The sequence below is a fragment of the Kocuria sp. JC486 genome, assembly GCF_011602805.1.
Lineage (GTDB): Bacteria > Actinomycetota > Actinomycetes > Actinomycetales > Micrococcaceae > Kocuria > Kocuria soli.
In genome coordinates, this window is record NZ_JAAOZS010000001.1 from 129594 (window position 1) to 155659 (window position 26066).

At 68.4% G+C, this 26066-nt stretch carries 21 protein-coding genes and 1 pseudogene; 2 read left to right on the plus strand and 20 right to left on the minus strand.

Annotation, left to right across the window (positions count from 1 at the left end):
* Window positions 1–61: 61 nt before the first annotated feature.
* Both GWK18_RS00570 and leuS read right to left on the minus strand, forming a co-directional pair.
* Window positions 62–970, minus strand: a complete 909-nt coding sequence (locus GWK18_RS00570) for a DegV family protein (protein ID WP_123824162.1) — start codon at window positions 968–970, stop codon at window positions 62–64.
* 1 nt (window position 971) lies between these two features.
* Complete coding sequence (gene leuS, locus GWK18_RS00575) at window positions 972–3467, minus strand: leucine--tRNA ligase (protein ID WP_233568637.1); 2496 nt, start codon at window positions 3465–3467, stop codon at window positions 972–974.
* 268 nt (window positions 3468–3735) lie between these two features.
* Between leuS and GWK18_RS00580 the strand changes: the two genes are divergently transcribed.
* Window positions 3736–4782 (plus strand): alpha/beta hydrolase, encoded by a 1047-nt coding sequence (locus tag GWK18_RS00580; RefSeq protein WP_123824158.1) that lies wholly within the window; start codon window positions 3736–3738, stop codon window positions 4780–4782.
* A 3-nt stretch (window positions 4783–4785) separates the two neighbouring features.
* Window positions 4786–5925, plus strand: coding sequence for a glycosyltransferase family 1 protein (locus GWK18_RS00585; RefSeq protein WP_166832467.1), 1140 nt, complete (start codon window positions 4786–4788; stop codon window positions 5923–5925).
* 9 nt (window positions 5926–5934) lie between these two features.
* Here GWK18_RS00585 and GWK18_RS00590 read toward each other — a convergent pair whose 3' ends face one another.
* From GWK18_RS00590 to aroC, 18 genes and pseudogenes are all read right to left on the minus strand, one after another.
* On the minus strand, window positions 5935–8193 hold the full coding sequence (locus GWK18_RS00590) for a primosomal protein N' (RefSeq protein WP_166832469.1): 2259 nt from the start codon (window positions 8191–8193) through the stop codon (window positions 5935–5937).
* Window positions 8194–8204: 11 nt separating this feature from the next.
* Window positions 8205–9383, minus strand: coding sequence for a methionine adenosyltransferase (metK, locus tag GWK18_RS00595; RefSeq protein ID WP_166832660.1), 1179 nt, complete (start codon window positions 9381–9383; stop codon window positions 8205–8207).
* Between the two features lie 128 nt (window positions 9384–9511).
* Window positions 9512–10801 (minus strand): bifunctional phosphopantothenoylcysteine decarboxylase/phosphopantothenate--cysteine ligase CoaBC, encoded by a 1290-nt coding sequence (gene coaBC, locus GWK18_RS00600; protein ID WP_166832471.1) that lies wholly within the window; start codon window positions 10799–10801, stop codon window positions 9512–9514.
* A gap of 40 nt (window positions 10802–10841) precedes the next feature.
* On the minus strand, window positions 10842–11345 hold the full coding sequence (gene rpoZ / locus GWK18_RS00605) for a DNA-directed RNA polymerase subunit omega (protein WP_123824150.1): 504 nt from the start codon (window positions 11343–11345) through the stop codon (window positions 10842–10844).
* A gap of 39 nt (window positions 11346–11384) precedes the next feature.
* Entirely contained in the window at window positions 11385–11996 is a 612-nt protein-coding gene (gene gmk / locus GWK18_RS00610; protein ID WP_166832473.1) for a guanylate kinase, read from the minus strand.
* Between the two features lie 128 nt (window positions 11997–12124).
* A complete protein-coding gene (mihF, locus tag GWK18_RS00615; RefSeq protein ID WP_166832475.1) occupies window positions 12125–12439 on the minus strand; it encodes an integration host factor, actinobacterial type in 315 nt (104 codons plus the stop codon).
* Window positions 12440–12622: 183 nt separating this feature from the next.
* On the minus strand, window positions 12623–13555 hold the full coding sequence (pyrF, locus tag GWK18_RS00620; protein WP_123824144.1) for an orotidine-5'-phosphate decarboxylase: 933 nt from the start codon (window positions 13553–13555) through the stop codon (window positions 12623–12625).
* Window positions 13548–16859 (minus strand): carbamoyl-phosphate synthase large subunit, encoded by a 3312-nt coding sequence (gene carB / locus GWK18_RS00625; RefSeq protein WP_166832487.1) that lies wholly within the window; start codon window positions 16857–16859, stop codon window positions 13548–13550. The genes pyrF and carB overlap by 8 nt, the downstream gene beginning before the upstream one ends.
* Entirely contained in the window at window positions 16859–18082 is a 1224-nt protein-coding gene (carA, locus tag GWK18_RS00630; RefSeq protein WP_166832498.1) for a glutamine-hydrolyzing carbamoyl-phosphate synthase small subunit, read from the minus strand. The genes carB and carA overlap by 1 nt, the downstream gene beginning before the upstream one ends.
* Window positions 18079–18720 carry a hypothetical protein gene (locus tag GWK18_RS00635; protein WP_166832500.1) on the minus strand — a complete coding sequence of 214 codons (642 nt, stop codon included), beginning with the start codon at window positions 18718–18720 and terminating at the stop codon, window positions 18079–18081. Before GWK18_RS00635 ends, carA begins: the two co-directional genes overlap by 4 nt.
* A 15-nt stretch (window positions 18721–18735) precedes the next feature.
* Complete coding sequence (locus GWK18_RS00640; RefSeq protein ID WP_166832502.1) at window positions 18736–20091, minus strand: dihydroorotase; 1356 nt, start codon at window positions 20089–20091, stop codon at window positions 18736–18738.
* 41 nt (window positions 20092–20132) lie between these two features.
* On the minus strand, window positions 20133–21092 hold the full coding sequence (locus GWK18_RS00645) for an aspartate carbamoyltransferase catalytic subunit (RefSeq protein ID WP_166832504.1): 960 nt from the start codon (window positions 21090–21092) through the stop codon (window positions 20133–20135).
* Window positions 21089–21694 (minus strand): bifunctional pyr operon transcriptional regulator/uracil phosphoribosyltransferase PyrR, encoded by a 606-nt coding sequence (pyrR, locus tag GWK18_RS00650; protein WP_166832662.1) that lies wholly within the window; start codon window positions 21692–21694, stop codon window positions 21089–21091. The genes GWK18_RS00645 and pyrR overlap by 4 nt, the downstream gene beginning before the upstream one ends.
* A 203-nt stretch (window positions 21695–21897) precedes the next feature.
* Window positions 21898–22305: pseudogene (nusB, locus tag GWK18_RS00655) on the minus strand (transcription antitermination factor NusB); the annotation flags it as partial.
* The gene (efp, locus tag GWK18_RS00660; RefSeq protein ID WP_123824124.1) at window positions 22302–22865 is read right to left on the minus strand and encodes an elongation factor P; all 564 of its coding nucleotides are present in this window, start codon (window positions 22863–22865) and stop codon (window positions 22302–22304) included. The pseudogene nusB and the gene efp, both read right to left, overlap by 4 nt.
* A gap of 121 nt (window positions 22866–22986) precedes the next feature.
* A complete protein-coding gene (gene aroB, locus GWK18_RS00665) occupies window positions 22987–24072 on the minus strand; it encodes a 3-dehydroquinate synthase (protein ID WP_123824121.1) in 1086 nt (361 codons plus the stop codon).
* Window positions 24072–24782, minus strand: coding sequence for a shikimate kinase (locus tag GWK18_RS00670; RefSeq protein ID WP_123824118.1), 711 nt, complete (start codon window positions 24780–24782; stop codon window positions 24072–24074). The genes aroB and GWK18_RS00670 overlap by 1 nt, the downstream gene beginning before the upstream one ends.
* Window positions 24779–26026 (minus strand): chorismate synthase, encoded by a 1248-nt coding sequence (gene aroC, locus GWK18_RS00675; protein ID WP_123824115.1) that lies wholly within the window; start codon window positions 26024–26026, stop codon window positions 24779–24781. The genes GWK18_RS00670 and aroC overlap by 4 nt, the downstream gene beginning before the upstream one ends.
* Window positions 26027–26066: the final 40 nt, after the last annotated feature.

Genomic DNA, 26066 nt, shown 5'->3' on the forward strand with positions numbered 1-26066 from the left:
GGCACGGGCCGCCGGCTTCACGGGGCGGGACGTGAGGACGGATCCTCCCGATGCCCTGGACTCAGTCCTCCTGTGGAGTCTCCGAAGCCTGCCTGCGGACGACCACCGCGCGCACCCCGATGCCCACATGGGCCGCCAGGACGGGAGGAACCTCCGAGACGACCACGGACACCTGCTCACCGCCCCCGCGAGACTCGGCGATCTCCGCCCCGAGGTCGTGCGCGGTTCCCGGATCCGAGAGGTGATGGACCACGATCTCGGGGTCCTCGTCCACCGCGTCCAGCGCCGCCGTCGCCAGTTTCAGGAAGCGAGACTTGGCCTTGACCGCCGTGCGCGGCATCTCCAGCAGGGCCAGACGACCGTCCTTGACGGTCAACAACGGCTTGACCTGGAGGACCGAGCCGATGCGGGCGATGGAGGGCGCAAGTCGGCCGCCCCGCCGGAGCTGTTCGAGCGTGGGAACGTACAGCAACAGTGTGTTGCGCGAGCCCTCACGGGCCGCTTTGACCACCGTCTCCTGGTCGGCGCCCCTACCGGCAGCCTCCCAGGCCGCCATGACGCCGTATCCCTGGTCCATGGCCACCGTTCGCGAATCCACCACGGTCACGGGAATCCCGATCGACTGCCGCCCGATCCGCGCCGAGGACACCGTCCCGGACAGTTCCGAGGACAGGTGGACGGACACGATCCCGTCGAAACCCTGCTCCTCGAGTTCGGCGTACACCCGGCGGAACTGCCCCGGTGACGGGCGCGAGGTCGTGACCTTCCGGACCTCGGCCAAGGCCACCAGGAGGGACCGGGGAAGTTCGGGCTCGTCCAGCGGGAAGATCTGGTCGTCGACCATCACCGGCATGCCGACCACCGCGAGTCCTTCCGCGGGGGAACTGGCCCCCGTCACGCCCTGGGGCGCGGCGGGCCAGTCTCCCGGCAGTGCGGCGGCGTCGTCCGTGACGACCGCGATCTTGCGCATCTCAGACCACGATGTTGACGAGTTTGGGCGCTCGGACGATGACCTTGCGGACAGGGGCGTCGCCGATGAGGCCCTTGATGACCTCGGATTCCAGCGCCTTGGCCTCCAGTTCGGATTCGGTGATGTCCGCCGGCACCTCCAGGCGGTCCTTGACCTTGCCCTTGATCTGCACGATCGCGGTGATCGTGTCGTCGACCAGCAACGCCTCGTCCACCGTGGGCCACCCGGCACGCAGCACGGCGTCGTCGTGGCCCAGCGTGTGCCACATGTCCTCCGCGGTGTACGGGGCGACGAGCGACAGCAGGACCGCCACGGCCTCCACGCCCTCGCGCACGGCGGGATCGGCCGCGCCTGCCCCGGAGTCGATGGCCTTGCGCAGGACGTTGACCAGTTCCATGGTCTTGGCGATGACCACGTTGAACTTGTGGTTATCCAGGGACGACGACGCCTCTGCCACCGCACGGTGCGTGGTCTGACGAACATCCACCGCACCCTGGGCGGGGTCAGCTCCCCGAGGCGAGGTCACGTCCTGGGCCAGTCGCCAGGCACGGGCCAGGAACTTCTGGGCACCGCCCGGGGACACATCGGCCCAGTCGACGTCGTCCTCCGGCGGGGAGGCGAAGACCATGGTCAGGCGCACGGCATCCACGCCGAATTCGTCGAGCTGTTCGCCGAGGTCCACACCGTTGCCCAGGGACTTGGACATGGCCTTGCCCCCGTTGAGCACCTGCCCCTGGTTGAGCAGACGTTTGAACGGTTCGGTGTGCTCGATCAGGCCCATGTCGTGAAGGACCTTGGTGAAGAAGCGCGCGTAGAGCAGGTGCAGGATGGCGTGTTCCACGCCGCCCACGTACTGATCCACCTGGCCCCAGCGCCGCACGGCGTCGGGATCGAAGGCGGCGGTGTCGTCGTTGGGCGAGACGTAGCGCAGGAAGTACCAGGACGAGTCGACGAACGTGTCCATCGTGTCCGTGTCGCGCTTTGCGGGCGCACCACAGCTCGGGCAGGCCACGTGGACCCAGTCCGTGGCGGCCGCCAGCGGCGACTGCCCCTTGGGTGCGAGCTGTTCGCCACGGAGGTCATCGGGCAGGCGAACGGGCAGCTGGTCCTCGGGTACCGGAACCTCGCCGCAGGCATCGCAGTGGATGATCGGAATCGGGGCGCCCCAGAACCGCTGCCTGGACAGCAGCCAGTCCCGGAGGCGGAAGTTCACGGTGGCCTCGCCCGTGCCCGCGGATTCGACGATCTCCACGGCCTTGGCGATGGCCTCGGACTTGGTCAGCCCGTCCAGCGGCCCGGAGTTGATGAGCGCACCCTCACCGGAGGTGGCCACACCGGTCTCCGCGGGGTCCTCCTCCCCCGTGTCGACGACCACCCGCACGGGCAGGTCGAAGGTCTTGGCGAAGTCGAGGTCACGCTGGTCGTGGGCCGGGACGGCCATGATCGCGCCGGTGCCGTAGTCGGAGAGGACGTAATCGGCGGCCCACACGGGCAGCTTCTCCCCGTTGAGCGGGTTGATCGCGTAGCGCCCCAGGAAGACACCGGTCTTCTCGCGCTCGGTGGACTGCCGTTCGATGTCGGAGAGGGCCTTGACCTGTTCCCGGTAGGCGGCCAGCTCCTCCGCGTGTTCGGGGGCGACGAGCTCTTCGGCCAGGTCCGCGTCGGCGGCGACCACGAAGAACGAGGCCCCGTAGAGAGTGTCCGGGCGCGTGGTGAATACCGTGACGGTGCGCTCGGCCCCCTCACCGTCGGTACCGGTGCCCTGGAGGGCTTCGACCACGAAGTTCACGTGGGCGCCCTGCGAACGCCCGATCCAGTTGCGCTGCATGGCCAGCACGCGGTCGGGCCAGTTGCCCTCGAGTTCGGCCATGTCGTCCAGCAAACGGTCCGCGTAGTCCGTGATCCGGAAGTACCACTGGTTCAGGGCCTTCTTGGTCACGGGCGTGTGGCAGCGTTCGCAGGCGCCGTCCACGACCTGCTCGTTGGCCAGCACGGTCTGGTCCTTGGGGCACCAGTTGACCGGTGAGTTCTTGCGGTAGGCCAGCCCGCGCTCGTAAAACTGCTGGAACAGCCACTGGGTCCACCGGTAGTACTCGGGATCCGAGGTGTGCAGTTCGCGGTCCCAGTCCACGGCGATGCCGTACCGCTTGAAGGAGGCCTTCTGGGTCTCGATGTTCTTGTACGTCCACTCCGCAGGGTGGGCGTTGCGCTTGATGGCCGCGTTCTCGGCCGGGAGGCCGAAGGAGTCCCAACCGATCGGGTGCATGACGTCAAAACCACGCTGCATCCAGTACCGCGTGACGACGTCGCCCATCGCGAAGGCCTCCGCGTGGCCCATGTGCAGGTCTCCCGACGGGTACGGGAACATGTCGAGCACGTAGCGGCGTGGCTTGGAGCCGTCGTCGAGCGGGCGGAACACGCCCTGTTCCTCCCACCATCCGCCCCAACGAGCTTCGAGCTCCTGGGCGTTCCACACCTGCGCCGGTTCGTCGGAGATGTCGGTTCCCGCGGAGAATTCGGTGGAGGTGGATTCCTGCTGAGTGCTCACGTGCCTCGCCTTCAAGCTGTGTCCGTCGCTGCCTGGGCGACCTGCCGGGCCGTCCAACCGCGCCAGTCTAGCGGGGCAGCGCCGATTCCGCCCGGAGCCGGAACGCGCCCTCCGGGAAGCCGGGACCTAGACTGATCGGGGCAGCCCCGGGACGGTCATCGACCCCCGATCCGGGATGCAGGCTCACGATCGAAGGCACCCACCAGGAGAGGAATCCATGCTGGAGAACCCGACAGCTGAACGACGCAGCATGCGGATGGACGGCTACAAGGTCCGGTACTGGTTCTACGACGTCGACGCACGCCCCAAGCCCCTTCTGGTCATGGTTCACGGTTTTCGCGGCGACCACCACGGCCTACAACTCATCGCCGATGCCCTGCGCGACCGGTACCACGTCGTCATCCCCGATCTGCCGGGCTTCGGACGGTCCGAGCCCTTCCCGCCGGAGGCTGAGGGCACTGCGGAGACGGGCGGCGCCGACGGTGCCGGCCGGCACAACGTGGCCAACTACGTCCGGTTTCTGCGTTCCTTCATCCAGCGCTTGACCGACGGGGCGGTGAACCCCGAGTCGGATCACGGGGTCGCGTTGCTGGGGCACAGTTTCGGATCCGTCGTGGCCGCTCACCTGGCCGCGGAGTCCCCCGCCATGGTGCAGCGGCTGATCCTGGTGAACCCGATCAGCGAACCGGCACTGACCAGTGACCGCGTGTGGGCCTCCCAGGTCGCCGACACGTACTACAGCCTCGGGTCCAAGCTGCCTTTCGGGTTGGGCGACAAACTCCTGCGCAGCAACACCGCGACGGACATCATGAGCCGGGAACTGACCACCACGCAGGATCCGGAACTGCGCGAATACATCGTCAACCAGCACCGCGCCTACTTCGGCAGTTACGCCGAGAAGCGCGTGATCCGCGAAGCCTACGTCTCCTCGATCTCCCGGACCGTGGCCGAAGTGGCGCCGCTTCTCACCATGCCGGTACTCCTGATCACGGGTGGGCGGGACCCCATGGGGTCACCGGAGTCCCAGCGCCGGATGGCGGCCTGGATCAGACGGCGACGGGAGGAACAGTTACCCGACGTCGGGCACCTCATCCACTACGAGAAGGCCCCGGAAGTCGCGGCATGGGTGGATGAGTTTCTGACCAGCCCGGACCCGGAGCCGGTGGAGATCCACGACGAGCTCCCACCGCTGGACACGGCCAAGCCCAACACGTCCCAGCTGACCCAGCTGCTGCCGGTGGTCAAGCGCCGCCGCGAGGACTGAGTAGTGCCGGCCGCCGACTTCACCCGGTTCGTGATCGACGCCCGCTACGTCAGAGTGGGTCGCCACGACGGCATCTCCCGCTACACGGCGGGCCTGTGTCACGGGCTGGCCAACATTCTGGAATCCCGCCCGGATCTCGACGTCGAGCTGATGGTCTCCGACCCCCGTCAGCTCGACAAGCTGCCGGACCTCCGCTGGTTCATGGGTCCCGATCCGGTGTCCGCGGGTGAAGTCCTCACGGGCCGGCTGTTGAACCGACACCGCCCGGACGTGGTCTTCTCCCCCATGCAGACCATGGGGGCGTTGCGCCGTCGTTTCGGTCTGATCCTGACCCTGCACGACCTGATCTACTACGAACATCCCGACCCTCCGCAGAACCTCCCCGCCCCCGTGCGCGCCGGGTGGCGGCTGTTCCACAAGTCCCCGTGGCCGCAGCGCGTGGCGCTGAACCGGGCCGACGCCGTCGTCACCGTGTCCCAGACCTCCGCCGCACTGATCCGGGACTGGGAACTGACCCGGCGTCCGCTGTTCGTGGTGCCCAATGCAGCGGCGCGCAGCAGCATCCGCGACGCCGGTGAGGCCACGGAATCCTGGGACCACCGTTCCAAGACCCCCCGCAAGCTGGTCTACATGGGGTCGTTCATGCCCTACAAGGACGTCGAGACCCTGGTTCGGGCAGCCGCGGCACTCCCCGACCACGAGCTGCACCTGGTCTCACCGGTGTCCGAGCGACGGCGCAGCGAACTCACGGCCCTCGCCCCCGACGCGCGGTCGGTCTTCCACGACGGGCTGGACGACGGCGCCTACCGACGGTTGCTCGAGGACGCGACCGCCCTGGTCCACGCCTCCCGGGCCGAGGGGTACGGGCTTCCGCTCATGGAGGCCCTGTGCGCGGGAACTCCCGTGGTGTGCACGGACATCCCCATCTTCCACGAGGTGTGTGCGGAAGCCGCGGCCTACGTGCCCGCGGGGGATCATCAGGGATTTGCCGCAGCGATCCGGGGGCTGGACGACGGCGACGTGGCCCGGGAGCGGATCACCGACGGGTTGCGGATCGCACGCCGCACGTCCTGGGAAGAGTCGGCCAGGGAACTGCTCGGCGTGGTGGACCGGGTCAGGTACGACCGCCTCGCGCGTGACTAGAGCCGCTCCTCACAGGAGATCGGCGATGTCGCACCGGACGTGCACCGGGCCGAAACGGCGCAATGCGGAGGTTTCGCTGCGCACGGCACGCAGCCTGGCCGTGACCTCTCGGGCTATGCCGTAGCCGAAGAACAGCAAGGCGCGGTGCTGCTCGTCCTGGCGCCCGGCGCCGGAGGATCCTTCGGCACCCGTTGCGCCCGCGGATTCCCCGAGCAAGGACGTGGGCGCCTCCCCCGTGATGGCCTCGACCGCTCCCGGATCGACGGGGGCCGGCCCGATCACCCGCACCTGATCGGGCAGAGCAGCCAACGCCAAGAACTCCTGGACCGCCGCGACCGTGCCCGTCAACGCCGCGGAGCGGACCGCCGGAGGCAGGAGCAGGGTCCGGCGTTCGGCCAGCTCCCGGATGGCATGCCCCGCGGGATCCCAGCGCACCAGCGTGTTCACGGCGTGTTCGTGCTCGGAGGTCACCACGACGGACCCTCCGTCCGCACCGCGACGCACCAGGGCCGCAGCGTCGAACCACCGTCGCAACGTCTCCTCCTCGGAACGCAGACCCGGGCGGGAGAGCATGCGGTCCCCGTCCAACAGCAGTGCCGCGCGGTAGCGTCCCTCCACCCACGGTTCTGCGCCGGGAGTCGCAACCACCAGGGCGGGTTCGTCGTCGATGACCCGGCGGATCCTCTCCCCGGAGGAGTTGATGACCGGCACCTGCGGGAAGGCCCGCCCGAGTTCTTCCGCCGTGCGTTGCGAACCCACGCTGGACATCCGCCACCGTCGGTGCTCGCACACCGAACAGCTCCAGGCCAGGGCCTCACGAGAACACCAGCCGCAGGTCGGTCGGCCACCGCTGCGTGGCAGGGTGAGGGGGCCGTCGCACGCCGTGCACCTGGCGGGGGTACGGCAGCGTTCGCAGGCGATCGTGGGGGCGTATCCGGCGCGGGCCACCTGGACCAGGACCGGCCCGTCCTCCAAGGCCTCCCGAGCCACCCGGAAGGCCGTCTCCGGGAGCCGCGCACGGCCCGCCAGGGAGTCGCGTTCACGGTGCCAGGAATCCGCGGTGGCCACGATCCTGGGCATGTTGGCGCGCAGGGTCTCACGATCCGCGCGGACCGGCAGCGCCCAGCCGGTGTCCACCAGTCGTTGGGCCTCCGGGGTCACGGAATGCCCCACGAGCAGCAGCGACAGGTTCTCCTGCTCGGCCCGCACCAGTGCGACGTCACGGGCGTGATGGTACGGGGCGCGCCGCTCCGTGAGACTCGAATCCCCGTCGTCCATCACGACGACGAGCCCCGCGTCCTTGACCGGCGCCCACACAGCGGGGCGAGTCCCCAACGCCACACGCCGATGCCCCTGCAGCACCTGCACGAACGCCCGGTACCGCGGGGTGGGCTTGTCGTCGCTGTGCAGGCGGGCAACGTCCTCGGACGGCACCAGGGCCTCGACGGCTGCCTGCACACGGTCCAGGGTCTTGGCATCCGGAACGACGACGACGGCCCCCCGCCCGGCTGACCGCGTGGCGGCGACTGCCTGGGCCACCAGGTCCACCGCCGTGTGCTCGGGATGCGACGGCAACGCCTGGAACACAGCCCTGACGGGCTCCCCGGGGGAATCCGTGTCTGGCTGCTGGCCGAGGCGTTCCAGAACTGTGTCACCGCCGTCGTACAGGGTCCAGGCCGATTCGGCGAGGGACGGGGCTTCCACCACAGGGACCAAGTCTTGGTCCGGCTTCTCTGCCGTCGCGTCCGAGTCCTCCGTCTCGGCCGTGTCCGCGGCCGCTTTGACGACCTGCTTCTCGACGGAGGCCACGCGCGGAGGAACCGCGGCGCGCAGGACGTCGGAGACCAACCCGGCACATCGTGCGGCCACGGCGCGGGCAATCTCGAGCGTGGCCGGGGTCAGCACGGGCAGTTCGGACTGCACCCGGATCAGCGGTTGCAGGCGCTCCCGCGGGACCTCTGATTGGTCGGTCCGTTCGATCAGCCACCCCTGCAGTTGCCGGCCTCCGAAGCGGACCCGCACCCGGGTGCCGGGCTGGGCCGCCTCCGCGAGATCCTTGGGAACCCCGTAGTCGAACGGGCGGTCCAGGTGCGGAACCGGTGAATCGACGATCACGCGGGCCACGGGATCGGTCTCCGCCAGGTAAGCCGGTGTGTGGCTGTGCCCCGCGGCCCGTCGGGCCTCGGGGCGCCGTCGTACGCGGGGCAGATCCGGCAATTCCAGCTGTTGGGGATCCTGGTCCCCCGGGGAACCGGGATTGTGCTCCATGACCGCGGTGGTCAGGCCCCCACGGCCGAGCGCAGGGCGTCGGCGCGGTCGGTCCGCTCCCAGGTGAAGTCCGGGTCATTGCGCCCGAAGTGACCGCCGGCGGCCGTCTTGGCGTAGATGGGGCGCTTGAGGTCGAGGTCCTCGATGATGGCCAACGGGCGGAGGTCGAAGACCTCGGACACGGCCTTCTCGATCGCCGTCGGGTCCACCGTCTCGGTGCCGAAGGTGTCGACGTAGACGCCCACCGGACGGGCCTTGCCGATCGCATAGGCGACCTGCGCCTCGGCCCGTCGCGCCAGTCTGGCGGCCACGATGTTCTTGGCCACCCAGCGCATGGCGTAGGCCGCGGACCGGTCCACCTTGGAGGGGTCCTTGCCAGAGAACGCGCCGCCACCGTGCCTGGCCATGCCTCCGTAGGTGTCCACGATGATCTTCCGGCCGGTCAGCCCCGCGTCCCCGACCGGGCCGCCGGTGATGAACTCCCCCGCCGGGTTGATGATGATCTTGACCTCGGAGGTGTCCAGGCCGCTTTCCTCGAGCACCGGCTGGATCACGGATTCACGCACGTCACGGCGCAGCTGCTCGAGCTTGTAGCGGTGGGAGTGCTGGGCGGAGACCACCACGGTGTCCACGGCCACGGGGGTGAACCCGTCGTAACGCAGTGTCACCTGGGTCTTCCCGTCCGGGCGCAGCTCGGGAAGGATCGCGGTCTTGCGGACCCGGGTGAGTTGTTCGGAGAGCCGGTGCGCCCAGTGAATGGGAGCCGGCATCAGGGCGTCGGTTTCGTCGGAGGCGTAGCCGAACATGATGCCCTGGTCCCCGGCACCCTGCCGATCGTGAAGGTCTTCGGCGGTCCCCTCGCGGACCTCGAGGGAGTTGAAGACGCCGTCGTAGATCTCCCGGGACTGCTCCCCAACGGAGATGGAGACGCCGCAGAATTCGCCGTCGAAGCCTTGGACGGCGGAGTTGTACCCGATGTCCAGGATGGTTCGGCGCACGATGGACGGGATTTCCACGTAGCCCTGCGACTTGACCTCACCGGCCACGTGGACCAGGCCGGTCGTCGCCATGGTCTCGACCGCCACGGAGGAGTCCGGGTCGCTGGTCAGCAGCGCGTCGAGGATCGAATCGGAGATCCGGTCACAGATCTTGTCCGGGTGCCCTTCGGTCACGGACTCGGAGGTGAACAGGCTCGTCCGCCCGCGGGCCGAGGAGGCCGTCCGGGCTGCAGACGGAGCGGATGCGGTGCGTCGAGAGTCTGGGGTCGAAGTCACGCCCAACAGCGTACCGTCCACGGGCCGGACGCAGGCACACGGGCTCAGTCGGTCCGGGCCACCCGTTCCGCGATCAGGGTCGTGAGTTCACGGGCGACGTCGTCCTTGGTTCCTTCGACCCTGCGCTCGGCCGCACCGTCGGCGGAGAGGAAAGTGACCTTGGTCGAGTCCTGCCCGAACACCAGGTCGCTTCCCACCTGGTTCACGCACAGCAGGTCGCAGCCCTTGCGGGCGAGCTTGGCCCGCCCGAATTCGACGGGGTCCGTGGCGGCGTCGCCGGTTTCGGCGGCAAATCCCACGATGATGCGCCGCGCCCCGGATTCCTGCCGTCGTTGCACGAGGCCACGCAGGATGTCGGGATTGCGCACGAGTTCGATCACGGGAGCGTCGTCGGAATCCTCGGACTTCTTGATCTTGGCCTCCGCGAAGGTTGCGGGGCGGAAATCGGCCACGGCGGCCGTCATCACGACGACGTCGGCCGACTCACCGAGCCGGTTCATGACGTCCTGGAGTTCGAGTGCCGTTCCCACGCGGTGGACCTGGAGGCCTGGGTGTTCCGCGGTCGCTGACGCGGTGTCCGGGTGGTCCTCCGGGAGCGGAACGTCCACGTGGGCCGCGACCAGGTCGACCGACGCGCCGGCGGCACGCAAGGCGTTGGCGATCGCGATCCCCTGCTTGCCCGAGGAGCGATTCCCGAGGTACCTGACCGGGTCCAGTGGTTCCTGGGTTCCTCCGGTCGACACCACGGCCCGCAGTCCGTGGAGCGGGCCGGTCGACGGCGTCGAGGGCTCCGCGCCCTCCGCCGGGGCCGAGGCGACCAGACCCAGTGCGGCGTCCCGGATCACTTCCGGTTCCGGCAGCCGCCCCGGGCCGGAATCCTTGCCCGTCAATCGTCCGTCCGCGGGCTCCAGCACGTGGTGGCCGTGGTCCCGTAGCCTGCGCACATTGGCCTGCACCGCAGGGTTGAGCCACATCTCCGTGTGCATCGCCGGGGCGAACAGAACGGGCGCCCGGGTGGCCAACAACGTGGTGGTCAGCAGGTCGTCCGCGTGCCCGTTGGCGGTGCGGGCCAACAGGTCAGCCGTCGCCGGGGCCACCACGACCAGATCTGCCGCCTGCCCCTGGCTCACGTGGTTGACCGAAGGAACGCGGTCGAAGACCTCCGTGCTGACTGCCTCTCCGGAGAGGGCTTCCCAGGTGGCGGCGCCCACGAACTCGAGCGCGGCTTGCGTCGGCACGGGGACCACGTGGTGGCCGGACTCCGAGAAAAGACGAAGGAGCATTGCCGCCTTGTATGCGGCAATGCCCCCTCCCACTCCCAGAACGATGCGCATTGCTGTGGTGCTCGCTCGGATCCGATGATCGGTCGGGACCTCAGAGGTCCTCGGTCGCGACGTCGGCCTGTTCGTCCGCCGCAGCGGCCTCGGGAGCGAGCTCCTCGACGGTGGCCTCTTCGGAGGTTGCCTCGGCCTGTGTCTCGTCGGCGTCCTCGGCCACCAGCGTGGTGTCGGAGAAGACCATCGAGGAGTCGAGCTCGGTCTCGCCTGCGAAGAAGTCCTCACCGTAGAAGTCGGTGGCGCTCAGGTCCGGCTCGGCGACCAGCTGACCGTTCTCGGAGAAACCGGCCGAGTCCACCGCGGTGGAGTCGATCAGGCCCTCGTCGATCTCACGCAGTGCCACGGAGAGAGTCTTCTCGTTGAGTTCGACGTCGACCAGCGGACCGACGTACTCGAAGAGCCCTTCGTGGAGCTGGGAGTAGTACGCGTTGATCTGCCGCGCACGACGAGCGGCGAAGATCACCAGGCCGTACTTGGAGTCGGACTTGGCCAGGAGGCGGTCGACCGGCGGCTCGATGATGCCCTGGTTCTGAATGGACAATGGAATGCTCCCAACGATGTGGATGTCTGTGTGCGGCCTTTACGCGGCGGGGCGAGGGTCCAGGCCCATGAGCTCTACCAACCTCGCCGCCGCGGTCTCAACCCGGTCATTGACCACGGTCTGATCGAATTCGGATTCGGCAGCGAGTTCTATCTTAGCGGTTTCCAGGCGAACGCGTTGTTCCTCGGGGCTCTCCGTCCCTCGACCGGTCAGTCGCGCCACGAGTTCTTCCCACGTGGGCGGGGCCAGGAACACGAACTGTGCCTCCGGCATGGAGTCCCTCACTTGCCGGGCACCCTGGAGGTCGATCTCGAGCAGAACCTTGCGTCCGGCGGCCACGGCTTCCAGCACCTTCTGGCGGGGCGTCCCGTAGCGGTAGGAGTTGTGCACGACGGCCCACTCGAGCATCTCCCCCTCCTCGATCATGCGATCAAAGGCGTCGTCGTCGACGAAGAAGTAGTGCACGCTCTCCTGCTCGCCCGGACGCGGACGGCGCGTGGTCGCCGAAACCGACAACCAGACGTCCGGGTAGTGGTCACGCACGAAGGTCGACACGGTGCCCTTGCCCACTGCGGTGGGTCCTGCAAGAACGGTGACGGACGGAGCCTCTGCGGAGGAGGAGACTGCGGACGTGGTGGCCTCTGCGGGCACGGTGGCACCTTTCGACGAGCGGGTTTCCGCTCAGAGTACCCGTGAAGGCGACATCGGGTGTCGCCCGCATCCGCGCGGGCGACACCCGATGTCCAAAACTCACCCGCCTGGTGAGGTGGCGGCTCCGTTCAGGAGTCCAGGTACTCGATGAGCGCCTTGCGCTGGTGTATACCCAGACCGCGGACTCGTCGGGTCTTTGCGATCCCGATCTCGTCCATGATGGCGGCCGAACGAACCTTCCCGATGCCGGGTGCGGCTTCCAGGAGGTCCGTGACCTTGAGGCGGCTCAGTGCCTCGTCGCTGCCGGCGCGTTCGAGGATCTGCGCCACGGTGATCTTCCGGTCCTTCAGTGCAGCCTTGACCTCGGCACGCACTGCGCGCGCCGCGGTGGCCTTCTCGCGCGCCGCTGCGCGCTCTTCATCGGTCAACAGACGCAGTGCCATGTTGTTCTTCTCCCTCTCTTCCGACGCGGATCGGTGGCCCACGGTTCGACCAGAACCGAAATGTGATCCGCTGTCACCAGCAATTTTATGCGAATTCGCATGAATTAGGGCTGTCCGAGACCTGCGATTTCGCGCAGAGAACACTGCCTGGCCTGCGAAGAAAGGGCGACCGGACCCTGGCTCTCAGCTCGAGACGGCACCCAACACGGGACGAAGGTCGTCCGTGGCCGCTTGCGCAGCCTCGCGCAGAGCGCCGACCTCGGGCCCCGCCTGGAGGATCCCCCGGGAGGAGTTGACCACAACATTGCCCCTGACCTGGGAGAAAACCACCCCGAGGTCCCGGGCGGTGGCCCCCTGGGCGCCGTACCCCGGCGCCAGGAGGGGACCCGTGAATTTCCCCAGGTCCACCCCGACGGCCGCGGGTGAAGCGCCCACGGTGGCGCCGACGACGAGGCCGTGCGGATTCGTAACGATTTGGTCTCGGTCCGGGCGTGTCGACAAAGCCGCATGCGCATTGCGAGCCTCGACGGATTCGACCACCCGGGAGGCCACCGACCGGTCGCCGCCGACGTGCTGCACCTCGGCACCTTCCGGGTTGGAGGTCAGGGCCAGCACGAAGGTTCCGCGGCCCGTGGCCTCGGCGAGCTCGAATGCCGGTGCCAACGAACCCGTCCCGAGGTACGGGCTCAGCGTGACGGCGTCGGCGGCCAGTGGGGACTCGTCCGCTAACCAGGTGTGGGCGTAGGCCTCCATGGTCGAACCGATGTCACCGCGCTTGGCATCGGCGATCGTGAGCAGCCCAGCCTCCCGTGCGGCCTCGAGGGTCTGTTCCAGCACCGCGATCCCACCGGACCCGTACGCTTCGTACCAGGCGACCTGGGGCTTGATGGCAGCTACGCGGCCGGCGAACGCCTCGACGACCGTCATCGACAGCCTGAGCAGCCCCGCCGGCGTCCGGGGAAGGGACCATGCGTTCATGATCGCCGGATGGGCGTCGATGCCCACGCACAGGGGTCCCTGGTCCGCGATGGCCCGGGACAGGCGCTGCCCGAAACTCGCCCTGGACGGCGTCGTGGCTGCGGCTGCCTGTCCTTCCGCCCGGCTCGGCTCAGGCATCCGCGTTCACCTGGTCCTGGAGGCGCTGGGCGTGCTCCTGCAGGGAGGTCACGTCCCAGGAGAACGACCGCATGGCCGTGACGGCCTGCAGGGCGGCGCCGATTTCGGCCACCGTGGTCACGATCGGCACGCCCACGCTGGTCGCTGCCGCCCGGATCTCGTACCCGTCTCCGCGGGCGTCGCCGCCGCTGGAGGGGGTGTTGAACACCAGGGCGATCTCACCGGCCTCGATCAGGTCGATGATCGTCTGCTCCCCCGTACCCGCGTCGGAGATCTTGGAGACGACGGTCGAATCGATCCCGTTGCGCCGCAGAACCTCGGCGGTTCCGCCCGTGGACACGATTTCGAACCCGAGTTCTTTGAACATGCGGACGTACACCACGGAGGAGCGCTTGTCCTTGTTGGCCACGGACACGAAGATCCGCCCCTGGGTGGGCAGCGCTCCCCCGGCGCCGGACTGCGCCTTGGCGAAAGCGGTGTCGAAGTACTTGTCGATGCCCATGACCTCGCCGGTGGACCGCATCTCCGGGCCCAGCAGGGAATCGACCACGGCACCTTCGCGGGTCCGGAACCGCGCGAAGGGCAGGACGGCTTCCTTGACCGCGACGGACGCGGACTCGGGCAGCCGGGCGCCGTCGCCGTCGGGCAGCAGGTAGCCCTCCGAACGCAACTCACGCAGGGTCTTGCCGGTGCCGATCAGAGCCGCCGCCTTGGCCAACTGCACGCCCGTGGCCTTGGAGACGAACGGGACGGTGCGGGAGGCACGCGGGTTGGCCTCGATCACGTAGAGGACATCCGAGGCCAGCGCGAACTGGATGTTGATCAGTCCGCGGACGCCCACACCGGCGGCGATGGCGCCCGTGGCCTCGCGGACCCGGTCCAGGACGTCGGGGCCCAGGGTGATCGGGGGCAGCGTGCACGCGGAGTCACCGGAGTGGATCCCCGCTTCCTCGATGTGCTCCATGATGCCGCCGACGTAGAGCTCGCGTCCGTCGTAAAGCGCGTCCACGTCGATCTCGATGGCGTCCTCGAGGAACTTGTCGATCAGCGCCGGACGGGCCGGTGAGACCTCCGTGGCGTTCTCCAGGTAGGACCGCAGCTGGTCCTCCGTGTAGACGATCTCCATGCCACGGCCACCCAGCACGTAGGACGGGCGGACCAGGACCGGGTAGCCGATGTCCTCGGCGATGGCCTGCGCGGCCTCGAAGGTGTAGGCCGTGCCGTTGCGCGGCTGACGCAGACCGGCCTCCTGCAGCACCCGGGCGAACTCGCCACGGTCCTCGGCCAGGTCGATGGCCTCAGGCGTGGTGCCCAGGATCGGCACGCCGGCCGCCTTGAGCTGCGCGGCCAGTTTCAGCGGCGTCTGCCCGCCCAGCTGGACGTACACGCCCAGCAGCCCGCCCGTGGCACGCTCGACCTCCACGACCTCCATGACGTCCTCGAAGGTCAGCGGCTCGAAGTACAACCGGGTGGAGATGTCGTAGTCGGTGGACACGGTCTCCGGGTTGCAGTTGACCATCACCGTTTCGTGGCCCGCCTCGCGCAGCACCATGGACGCGTGCACACACGAGTAGTCGAACTCGATGCCCTGACCGATGCGGTTCGGTCCCGACCCCAGGATCATGACCGAAGGCTTGGCGTGCTGCGCGACCTCGTTCTCCTCGTCGTAGGAGGAGTAGTGGTACGGGGTGAAGGCCTCAAACTCGGCCGCGCAGGTGTCCACGGTCTTGAACACGGGACGCACGCCCAGGGCGTGGCGCACGCCGCGGACGACCTCCTCGGACGCGTGGGTGAGTTCGCCGATCTGCTGGTCGGAGAAGCCGTGGCGCTTGGCCAGGCGCAGCGTGGCCTCCGAGAGGTTGGGGTTCTCGCGGATGGCCTCCGCCACCTGGTTGAGCAGCTGGATCTGGTCCAGGAACCAGGGATCGATCTTGGTGACCTCGTGGACCCGCTCGACCGTCGCGCCGTTGAGCAGGGCCTGCTGGACGTCGTAGATCCGCTGCGTGGTCGCCACGGCCGTGGATTCCACCAGCCGTTCGATGCCGTTGGGGCCCAGGGCCACCTCGGGCTTGCGGAACGTGAACGACGAGTCCTTCTGCTCGAGGGACCGCATCGCCTTCTGCAGCGCCTCCGTGAAGTTCCGCCCGATCGCCATGGCTTCGCCCACGGACTTCATGGTCGTGGTCAGGGTGGGATCGGCAGCGGGGAACTTCTCGAAGGCGAACCGGGGAACCTTGACGACGACGTAGTCGAGTGTCGGCTCGAAGGATGCCGGGGTCTTCTGCGTGATGTCGTTGGGGATCTCGTCGAGCGTGTACCCCAGGGACAGCTTGGTCGCGATCTTGGCGATGGGGAAGCCCGTGGCCTTGGAGGCCAGGGCGGAGGACCGGGACACACGCGGGTTCATCTCGATCACGACGACGCGCCCGGTTTCCGGGTCCACCGCGAACTGGATGTTGCAGCCGCCGGTGTCCACGCCGACCTCGCGGATCACGGCAATGGCGACGTCGCGCAGCTTCTGGTACTCGCGGTCGGTCAGAGTAAGGGCCGGCGCGACCGTGATGGAGTCCCCCGTGTGCACACCGACCGGGTCGAAGTTCTCGATCGAGCACACGACCACCACGTTGTCGTGTGCATCGCGCATCATCTCGAGCTCGTACTCCTTCCACCCCAGGATCGACTCCTCGAGGAGCACCTCCGTGGTCGGCGAGTACTGGAGCCCGGCACCGGCGATCCGGTGCAGGTCCTGTTCGTTGTAGGCCATGCCCGAACCGAGCCCACCCATGGTGAAGGAGGGCCGGACCACCATGGGGTAACCCAGTTTCTCGGCGGCCGCCAGGGCCTCGTCCATCGAGTGGACGATCTCCGAACGCGCGGACTCGGCACCGCAGCGTTCGACGACGCCCTTGAAAGCCTCCCGGTCCTCACCGAGGTTGATGGCTTCGATGTTGGCGCCGATCAGCTCGACGTCGTATTTCTCCAGCACCCCGTTGGCGTCCAGGGCGATCGCGGTGTTGAGCGCGGTCTGCCCACCCAAGGTCGGCAGCACGGCGTCCGGGCGCTCCTTGGCGATGATCTTCTCGACCACTTCGGGCGTGATGGGTTCGACGTAGGTGGCGTCGGCGAACTCGGGGTCCGTCATGATGGTCGCCGGGTTGGAGTTGACCAGGATGACCCGCAGGCCCTCCTCCTTGAGCACCCGCAGGGCCTGGGTTCCGGAATAGTCGAATTCCGCGGCCTGTCCGATCACGATCGGACCCGAGCCGATCACGAGCACGCTGTTCAAATCGGTCCTGCGCGGCATCAGTTCGTGGCCTCCGTCTGGTTCTGGGTGTCCTGCTCGGTCCGGGTCTGCTCCGCGGGGCCGGCCTGTTCCGGGTTGCGCATGAGTTCGACGAATCGGTCGAAGAGGTACGCGGCGTCGTGCGGACCGGCCGCGGCCTCCGGGTGGTACTGCACGGAGAATGCCGGCAGGTCCAGGCAGGCCAGCCCCTCCACGACCTGGTCGTTGAGGCCGATGTGCGAGACCTCGACCCGACCGAACTCCTCGGTGGGAGCCGTGACGGGCCCGTCGAGCGGTGCGTCGACGGCGAAGCCGTGGTTCTGCGCGGTGATTTCGACCCGACCGGTGCGCCGGTCCATGACGGGCTGGTTGATGCCGCGGTGTCCGAACGGCAACTTGTAGGTGCCGAAGCCCAGCGCCCGTCCGAGCATCTGGTTGCCGAAGCAGATGCCGAAGAACGGCGTGCGGGCGCGCAGGACCTCCCTCAGCACCTGGATCTGGTGTTCGGCGGTCTGCGGGTCACCGGGGCCGTTGGACATGAAGACCCCGTCCGGGGCGATCTCCCGGATCTGTTCCCACGTGGTGGTCGCGGGCACCACGTGCACCCGCAGCCCACGTTCGGCCATGCGTTGCGGGGTCATCGCCTTGATTCCCAGATCGACGGCGACGACGTCGCACAGCGGCTCGCCGCTCCACCCGTGCTCCGCGGGTTCGACGACGTAGGGCTCCTCAGCGCTGACCAGTTCGGCCAGCTGGCGACCCGCCATCGACGGCTGCTCGGAGACGATCGCGACCAGTTCGGCGTCGGTCTTGCCCTCGAGTGCTTCCCCGGAGAAGATCCCGGAGCGCATGGCGCCCTTGTCCCGGAGGTGCCGCGTGGCCGCGCGGGTGTCGATGTCGCAGATGGAGACGATGCCCTGCTCTGCCAACAGCTGGTCCAGGGGCTTCTCGTTGCGCCAGTTGGAGGCGATCCGGGAGGAGTCACGCACCACGTAGCCCTCGACCCAGATGCGCCGCGACTCGTCGTCGGTCGTGTTGGTACCGGTGTTGCCGATGTGTGGTGCCGTCTGGATGACGATCTGGCCCGCGTAGGACGGGTCCGTGATGGTTTCCTGGTACCCGGTCATGCCCGTGCTGAACACGGCCTCACCCAGTGCCTGACCCGTGGCCCCCCAGGATCGACCGCGGAAGATCCGGCCGTCCTCGAGCACGAGCGCGGCGGAAGCGGTTAGCGGCGAATTCACGGTGTCTCCTTCGTGTGGCCGGTGGGTTCGAGGTGGGTGGCACCCGGGTTCGTGGTCCCGGTGTTCGTGGTCTCGGGGTTCGTGGTCCCGGGGTTCGTGGAGTCAGAGCCGGTGGCGGTTTGCCCGTCCGCACTGCCGTCGCGCTGCGCCAGCAGGTGGTCGAAAGCGGCAATCAACGCGGCCTTGCCGTCGCGGGACTTCGTCCGCATTCCGGTGTCGACCTCCTGGTCGCGCAGGCGCCAGCCGAGCAGGACGATGCCGTCGCGTTCGACGAACTTGCCGACCATTCCGGAGGTCGTCCCGTGGCCCTGGACGGACTCGGCGGGGACCCACAGCGGCTCGGCGCCGTCCCGGTCGTAGAGCACACCGTCGTGGTAGACGAATGTGCGGGCGGAGGTCCGCAGCCCGAGGCCGTGGCCCATCACGCGATCGAAGTGGTTACCGCGAAGGCAGGTGGCCACGTACATGCCTTCGACCGCTGCAAGCGGCTCACGCTCGGACAGGTCCGCCGGTAAGGGCGGCAGGGCCCCGTCGGCCTCCTGGCGTCGGGTCCTGCGGAACCAGCTGCGGGCCATGAGGGTGAAGACCACGAGGACGAATGCCGCCGAGATGATTGCGGTGAAGATCTTGGGATCCATGCCGAACACCATGGGTCACCGACCCCCCGCCGCCGGGTGGGGACGCATGAGCGTGCCGCCGAGTACCACCGGGTGACCCGCGAAGAATGTGGCGCGCACGGCCCCGGGCAGCGTCAAACCGCGGTACGGGCTGTTCCGGCCCTTGCTCTCGTGGTTCTCCGGGTCCACCAAGGTCTCCGCCGCGGGGTCGAAGAGCACGATGTTGGCGGGTTCACCGACCTCGAGCGGTCGGCCCTGGCCCTCCAGTCGGCCGATTCGCGCCGGGGTCGCGGACATGATCCGCGCGACGTCACGCCAGGTGACGGCGCCGGTGCCCACCAGCGTGTGCTGGACCACCGAGAGCGCCGTTTCCAGGCCGGTCATGCCCATCGCCGCGCAGGTCCACTCGCACTCCTTGTCCTCCGTGGGGTGGGGAGCGTGGTCCGTGCCGATGACGTCGATGGTCCCGTCGGCCACTGCCGCCCGCAGGGCCTGGACGTCGTCGTCCGTGCGCAGGGGCGGGTTGACCTTGTAGACGGGATCGAAGGTCCGGACCAGCTCGTCCGTGAGCAGGAGGTGATGGGGAGTGGCCTCGGCCGTCACGTCGATGCCGCGTTCCTTCGCCCAGCGGACCAGTTCGACGGACCCCTTGGTGGACAGGTGGCAGATGTGCACGCGGGATCCCACGTGCTGGGCCAGCAGGACGTCGCGGGCGATGATCGATTCCTCGGCCACCGCGGGCCATCCCGTGAGGCCCAGGTCCGCGGAGACGGCCCCTTCGTTCATCTGGGCGCCCTCGGTCAGACGGGGCTCCTGGGAGTGCTGGGCGACCACGCCGTCGAAGGTCTTGACGTACTCCAGGGCGCGTCGCATGAGCAGCGGGTCGTGGACGCACTTGCCGTCGTCGGAGAACACCCGGACCTGCGCCCGGGACTCGGCCATGGCACCGATCTCGGAGAGTTGCTTGCCTTCCAGGCCCACCGTCACGGCACCCACGGGCTGCACCTGGGTCCAGCCGGAGTCGCGGCCCAGACCCCACACCTGTTCGACCACACCGGCGGTGTCGGCCACCGGATTCGAGTTGGCCATGGCGAAGACGGCCGTGTAGCCGCCCGTGGCTGCCGCGCGCGTGCCGGTCTCGACGGTCTCGGCGTCCTCACGGCCGGGCTCACGCAGGTGCGTGTGGATGTCCACCAGGCCCGGCAGGGCGATCTGGCCCGCGGCGTCCACGGTGGTGGCCTCAGCGTCGGTGATCTCCGCGTCGATCGCGGCGATCACGCCGTCCACCACCAGGATGTCCACCCGCTTCTCGCCCAGCAGGTCGGCGCCCTTGATGAGCCAACGTCCTGTGTCCGGGTGCGAACCGGATGACTCGACGTTCTGAGTGTTCATGGTCGGTGAGAACCTTTCGTCTCGTGAATCCTCGGGCGCGCTCATCGGGCACCGGTCAACAGGAGGTACAGGCAGGCCATGCGCACGGCCACGCCGTTGGAGACCTGCCGCAGCACCGTGGAACGGGGTGAGTCCGCCGCCGCCGAGGAGATCTCCAGGCCACGGTTCATGGGCCCGGGGTGCATGATCGCCGTCGTGGCTCCCGCAGCGTCGAGTGCGGCCAGACGCTCCGGCGTCAGACCCCACAGCCGCGCGTATTCGGCTTCGGACGGGAAGAACGCGGCGTGCATCCGTTCGCGCTGCACCCGCAGCAGCATCACCGCGTCTGGATCCCTCGCCAACGCGGTGTCCAGGTCGAACACGACGTCCGCCGGCCAGTGTTCGACGCCCACCGGCATCAAGGTGGGCGGGGCCACGAAGGTCACCCGTGCGCCCAACGTGGTCAGCAGCCACATGTTGGAGCGGGCCACCCGCGAATGCAGGATGTCTCCCACGATGATCACGTGCATGCCGTCCAGGCCCGCGCCCGTGGTCTCCTCCCCTGCCAGTGCGGCGCGGTGTTGCCGCAGGGTCATGGCGTCCAGGAGCGCTTGGGTGGGGTGCTCGTGTTTGCCGTCCCCGGCATTGAGCACGGCGGCGTCGATCCATCCCGTGGTCGCGAGCCGCTGCGGGGCCCCGGAGGTGCCGTGGCGGATCACGACGGCGTCGGCGTCCATGGCCATGAGCGTCTGGGCCGTGTCCTTGAGGGACTCCCCCTTGGAGACGGAGGAGCCCTTGGCGGAGAAGTTGATGACGTCGGCCGACAGGCGCTTGGCCGCGGATTCGAAGGAGATGCGGGTGCGGGTCGAGTCCTCGAAGAACAGGTTGACCACCGTGCGGCCGCGCAGCGCCGGGAGCTTCTTGACGGACTGCTGGCCCACCTCTGCCATGCGGTCGGCGGTGTCCAGGATCTCGATGGCTTGGTCGCGGGTCAGGTCCCGGGTGCTCAGGAGATGCCTCATCCTTCGATCACCACCTCGTCGTAGCGCTCACGGTCCTGGGGCGTGGCCTCCGCGGCACCGCGCAGCCCGAGCTCAGCGGCCGCGGGGCTGTCGATCTCAGCGAGACGGACGCGAACCTTCTCCCGGGAGGAGGTCGGCAGGTTCTTGCCCACGAAGTCCGCGCGGATCGGCAGTTCCCGGTGCCCACGGTCCACCAGGACCGCCAGCCGTACGACTGCGGGACGGCCCAGTTCCGTGAGCGCGTCCAGGGCCGAGCGGATCGTGCGACCCGAGTAGAGCACGTCGTCGACAAGCACGACGGTGGCGTCGTCCACGCCCCGGGCGGGCATGACCGTCGGCCACGGCACGCGGGAGGGTCCCCTGCGCAGGTCGTCGCGATACATGGTCACGTCCATCTGCCCCAGGGACATGGACGGGTCGAAGTCGTCAATGGCCGCGAGCTTGTCCGCCAGCCGCTGGGCCAGGGGGAACCCGCGGCGCGGAATGCCGAGGAGAACCAGGTCCTTGGGCCCCTTGTTGGACTCGAGGATCTCGTGGGCCACGCGGGTCAGTGCACGGTCGATGTCCGCGGCGGAGAGGATCCTCCGGGTCGTCCCGGAGATTTCACCGGGGTCCTGCGGATCAGTGTCCGCGGTGTTCTTTCGGCTCACAGGTGCTGCCTTCCTTCCCCGCCTCACAGGACGGATTTAAAGGGATGAGCGACTGCGAAAACCCTAGCACCGGGCTAGGCGCGGTCGGCCTCCGGGCTGGGTCCGGACTCTGCGTCCACCGCGGGTTCGGTGAGGTCACCGGCCGCGGCGTCGTCGACGAAGGTCGGCTTCACGGTCTGGAGCCGACCGAGGATGCCGTTCACGAACGACGGCGAGTCGTCGGTGGACAGGGATTTGGCCAGCCCGACCGCCTCGTCCACCGCAACGGTGTCCGGGACGTCGTCGTTGAACAGCAGTTCCCACGCGCCCAGGCGCAGGATGTTGCGGTCCACCGCCGGCATGCGGTCCAGGCTCCACCCGCGCGACCAGGTCTGGATCGCCTCGTCGATCTCCCCCTTGCGCAGCAGCACGCCGCGCACGAGTTCCTCCGTGTAGGCCCCGAAGAGCTGTTGGGAGTTCTCGCGCCGTCGCTCCAGGACGGTCAGGGGCTCTTCGCCGCGCTGTTCGGCCTCGAAGAGGATTTCGACGGCGCGGGTGCGGGCCTTGGTGCGTGCGCCGCTCATTCGGTGACGCGGCCCAGGTAGTCACCCGTGCGGGTGTCGACCTTGACGCGGGTGTTGTTCTCGATGAACAGCGGGACCTGGATCTGGTAACCGGTTTCCAGGGTCGCGGGCTTGGTGCCGCCCGTGGAGCGGTCGCCCTGCAGCCCCGGCTCGGTGTAGGTGATCTCCAGGATCACCGACGGCGGGAGCTCGATGTACAGCGGGGACCCGTCGTGCAGCGCGATCACGGCGTTGGTGTTCTCGAGCATGAAGTTCTCGGCGTCGCCGACGACGGCTGCGGGGATGGTCAGCTGGTCGTAGGTCGAGTTGTCCATGAACACGAAGTCGTCGCCGTCCTTGTACAGGTACTGGTACTCGGAACGATCGACAGTGGCGGTGTCCACCTTGGCGCCGGCGTTGAAGGTCTTGTCCACGACCTTGCCGGAGGTGACGTTGCGCAGCTTGGTGCGCACGAAGGCACCACCCTTGCCGGGCTTGACGTGCTGGAACTCGATGACGCTCCACAGGTTGCCGTCGAGGTTCAGGACGGTGCCGTTCTTGATGTCGTTGGTGGTTGCCACGGTGCTCTCTTCGTGTTCGCTCGAAAATGTGCTCGGGGTGTGCTCGGAATGTCTCGCCCGGACGTGCTCGCCCGGAAATGGGCCGCGGGCCATCCTACCAAGCACACGGGCAGACGCGGTGCTAGTGCGCGATCTCCTGGTAGACGGCGTACAGCACGGACTGGTCGGGGACCTCCATGACCCGCGGACGCCCGACGTCGTCGAGCACCACGAATCGCAGCAGTCCGCCACGGGTTTTCTTGTCCCGCTTCATGACCTCCTGCAGCTTGGGCCACTGGTCGAAGCGATACTGGGTCGGCAGGCCGAGCAGGTCCAGGATCCGGCGGTGACGCTGCACCACCTGGTCCGGCAGTGTTCCAGCCGTGCGGGCCAGTTCCGCGGCGAAGACCATGCCGATCGCCACCGCCGCGCCGTGCCGCCACTGGTACCGCTCGTTGTTCTCGATCGCGTGCCCCAGGGTGTGCCCGTAGTTCAGGAACTCCCGACGCCCCGATTCCCGGAGGTCCTCCGAAACCACCTCGGCCTTGACCCTGATGCTGCGTTCCACCAGTTCCCGAAGAACGGGAGAGGTGGGGTCCTGCGCGGCCTCCGGATCTTGTTCGATCAGGTCCAGGATGACGGGGTCTGCGATGAAACCGCACTTGACGGTCTCCGCCATGCCGGTGCGCAATTCGTTGATCGGAAGCGTGGTCAGGGCGTCGAGGTCGCACACGACGGCCGCCGGGGGGTGGAAGGCACCCACCAGGTTCTTGCCCTCGGCCGTGTTGATCCCGGTCTTGCCACCGACGGCGGCATCCACCATCCCCAGGAACGTGGTGGGGACGTGGACCACCTTGACACCGCGCAGCCAGGTGGCCGCGACGAAACCGGCCAGGTCCGTGACCGCACCGCCGCCCACGGAGACGATCGCGTCCGTTCGCGTGAAGTCGGCCTGTCCCAGGGCCTGCCAGCAGAACCCCGCGACCTCCAGTCGCTTGCCCTCCTCGGCGTCCGGGATCACGGCCTGGTAGACCTGGAAACCGTCCGCCTGCAGCTGCTCGACGACGACCTGGCCGTTGGCCTCCAACGCCTGGGGGTGGATCACCAGGACCTTCTTGACCCGGGGGCCGAGTGCGTCAGCCAGGTGGCCCATGAGCCCGTTGCCGACCAGGACCTGGTAGTTCTCCTCGGGGCGTGCGCCGGTGACCGGGATGGTGGTGGTGCTCATCACTCGTTCTCCAAGTCGGGAGTCGTGTTCGCGACGTGCGGGGTGGGGCTGCTCGCAGCCTCCGCGCGGAGCCGCTGGATGTCGTTGTGCAGGTCCTGGGCGATGTCCGCCACCTGTCGTTGGCCGGTGCCGTCGACCACGATGTCGGCAAGTCCCTCGTAGCGGTCCCGGCGGGACTCGAGCAGCTCGTTCCAACGTCGCTCGGGATCGGGTTGCAGCATGGGGCGGGTGCGGTTGCCTCGGATCCGGGGCAGGACGGTCGCGGCGTCCACCTTGAGGTAGGCCACGAGTTCGTCCTTGAGCATGTAGTTCACCCGGTCCGTCATGGGCGCTCCGCCACCGACGGAGAAGATCGCGTTCGCGTGCTCGGGGTCGCCCAGGACCTCGGCGATCACGTCCGCCTCCAGGTCACGGAAGTACTTCTCCCCGTGTTCGGAGAAGATCTCCGCGATGACTCCGTACCGGTGGACGATGACCTGGTCGGCGTCGACGAAGTCGTACCCGAAGAACTTGGACATGTGCAGTGCCAGGAAGGACTTTCCGGCTGCCATGGGACCGATCAGGACAACGGGGCGATGCAGGGCCTCGACCTCCGGCGATCCGATGGGCCCCAGATCCCCTTCGCGTCCGAGGCTGCGCGCACCGATGGCGCCGACGCTCGAGTGGGCCAAGGAGTTCGCGAAGTCCCTGGGCGAGAACCCCTCGCTCATGCGTTGCGCTCTTCGGCCATGTCTTCGAGCCCCTCCAGGGTGCCCGGCTCCGCAGAGGACCCGAGAGATTCCGGAAGCGCCGCCAGGTAGGTGTCCCGGTTGCGTACGGTTTCGACGATGTTGTCCCCGCCGAACTTCTCCATGACGGCGTCCGCCAGGACCAAGGCGACCATGGCCTCGGCCACCACACCGGCGGCGGGCACGGCGCACACGTCGGAACGCTGGTGGTGGGCGCGAGAGGCCTCTCGCGTGGCGATGTCCACGGTTCGCAGCGCCTTGGGCACGGTGGCGATGGGCTTCATGGCCGCACGTACTCGCAGGGCGTCGCCGATCGACATGCCGCCTTCGATCCCGCCCGCGCGGTTGGACACGCGGTGGACCAGGCCGTCGTCGCCGATCATGATCTCGTCGTGGGCAGCCGACCCGGGGCGCGCCGCGGTCAGGAAGCCGTCCCCGACCTCGACGCCCTTGATCGCCTGGATTCCCATCAGGGCACCGGCCAGGCGCGCATCCAGTCGGCGGTCCCAGTGGACGTACGAACCCAGACCGGGCGGCAGTCCGTAGGCGAGGACCTCGACCACCCCGCCCAGGGTCTCTCCGTCCTTGTGGGCAGCATCCACTGCGGCGACCATGGCTTGCGAGGTCGCGGCGTCGAAGCAGCGCAGCGGGTCGGCGTCCAGAGCGGCCACATCGCCCGCGGTCGGACGATCCGCATCCACCGGTGATTCCACACCACCGACGGCGGTCGTGTGGGACACCAGGCTCACGCCCAGGGCTTCCAGAATCTTGGCGGCAACCACGCCGAGGGCGACCCGAGTGGCGGTCTCCCGTGCCGAGGCGCGTTCGAGCACCGGACGCGCCTCGCTGTGCCCGTACTTCTGCATGCCCGTGAAGTCGGCATGGCCGGGCCGCGGACGGGTCAACGCGGCGTTGCGGGCCTTGCCCTCGATCTCCGAAGGGTCCACGGGGTCGGCGTTCATGACACGCTCCCACTTGGGCCATTCGGTGTTGGCGATCTCGATGGCCACCGGGCCGCCCTGGGTCAGACCGTGGCGGACGCCCCCGAGGATGCGGACTTCGTCCTGTTCGAACTTCATCCGCGCACCGCGGCCGTAGCCCAGACGACGGCGGGCCAGTGCGGCCCGGATGTCGCTCGAAGTCAGTTCCACGCCGGCCGGAACGCCTTCGATGATGCCGACGAGGGCTTCACCGTGGGACTCTCCGGCGGTCAGCCAACGGAGCATGTGGATCTTCTCCTTACAGGATCGAAAACAACACAAGTTC

Coding starts and splice junctions, on each gene's coding strand:
- GWK18_RS00570 (WP_123824162.1), bottom strand. CDS start 970: ATGCGCAAGATCGCGGTCGTCACGGACGACGCCGCCGCACTGCCGGGA.
- GWK18_RS00580 (WP_123824158.1), top strand. CDS start 3,736: ATGCTGGAGAACCCGACAGCTGAACGACGCAGCATGCGGATGGACGGC.
- GWK18_RS00590 (WP_166832469.1), bottom strand. CDS start 8,193: ATGGAGCACAATCCCGGTTCCCCGGGGGACCAGGATCCCCAACAGCTG.
- coaBC (WP_166832471.1), bottom strand. CDS start 10,801: ATGCGCATCGTTCTGGGAGTGGGAGGGGGCATTGCCGCATACAAGGCG.
- mihF (WP_166832475.1), bottom strand. CDS start 12,439: ATGGCACTGCGTCTGTTGACCGATGAAGAGCGCGCAGCGGCGCGCGAG.
- pyrF (WP_123824144.1), bottom strand. CDS start 13,555: ATGCCTGAGCCGAGCCGGGCGGAAGGACAGGCAGCCGCAGCCACGACG.
- carB (WP_166832487.1), bottom strand. CDS start 16,859: ATGCCGCGCAGGACCGATTTGAACAGCGTGCTCGTGATCGGCTCGGGT.
- GWK18_RS00635 (WP_166832500.1), bottom strand. CDS start 18,720: ATGGATCCCAAGATCTTCACCGCAATCATCTCGGCGGCATTCGTCCTC.
- GWK18_RS00640 (WP_166832502.1), bottom strand. CDS start 20,091: ATGAACACTCAGAACGTCGAGTCATCCGGTTCGCACCCGGACACAGGA.
- GWK18_RS00645 (WP_166832504.1), bottom strand. CDS start 21,092: ATGAGGCATCTCCTGAGCACCCGGGACCTGACCCGCGACCAAGCCATC.
- aroB (WP_123824121.1), bottom strand. CDS start 24,072: ATGAGCACCACCACCATCCCGGTCACCGGCGCACGCCCCGAGGAGAAC.
- GWK18_RS00670 (WP_123824118.1), bottom strand. CDS start 24,782: ATGAGCGAGGGGTTCTCGCCCAGGGACTTCGCGAACTCCTTGGCCCAC.
- aroC (WP_123824115.1), bottom strand. CDS start 26,026: ATGCTCCGTTGGCTGACCGCCGGAGAGTCCCACGGTGAAGCCCTCGTC.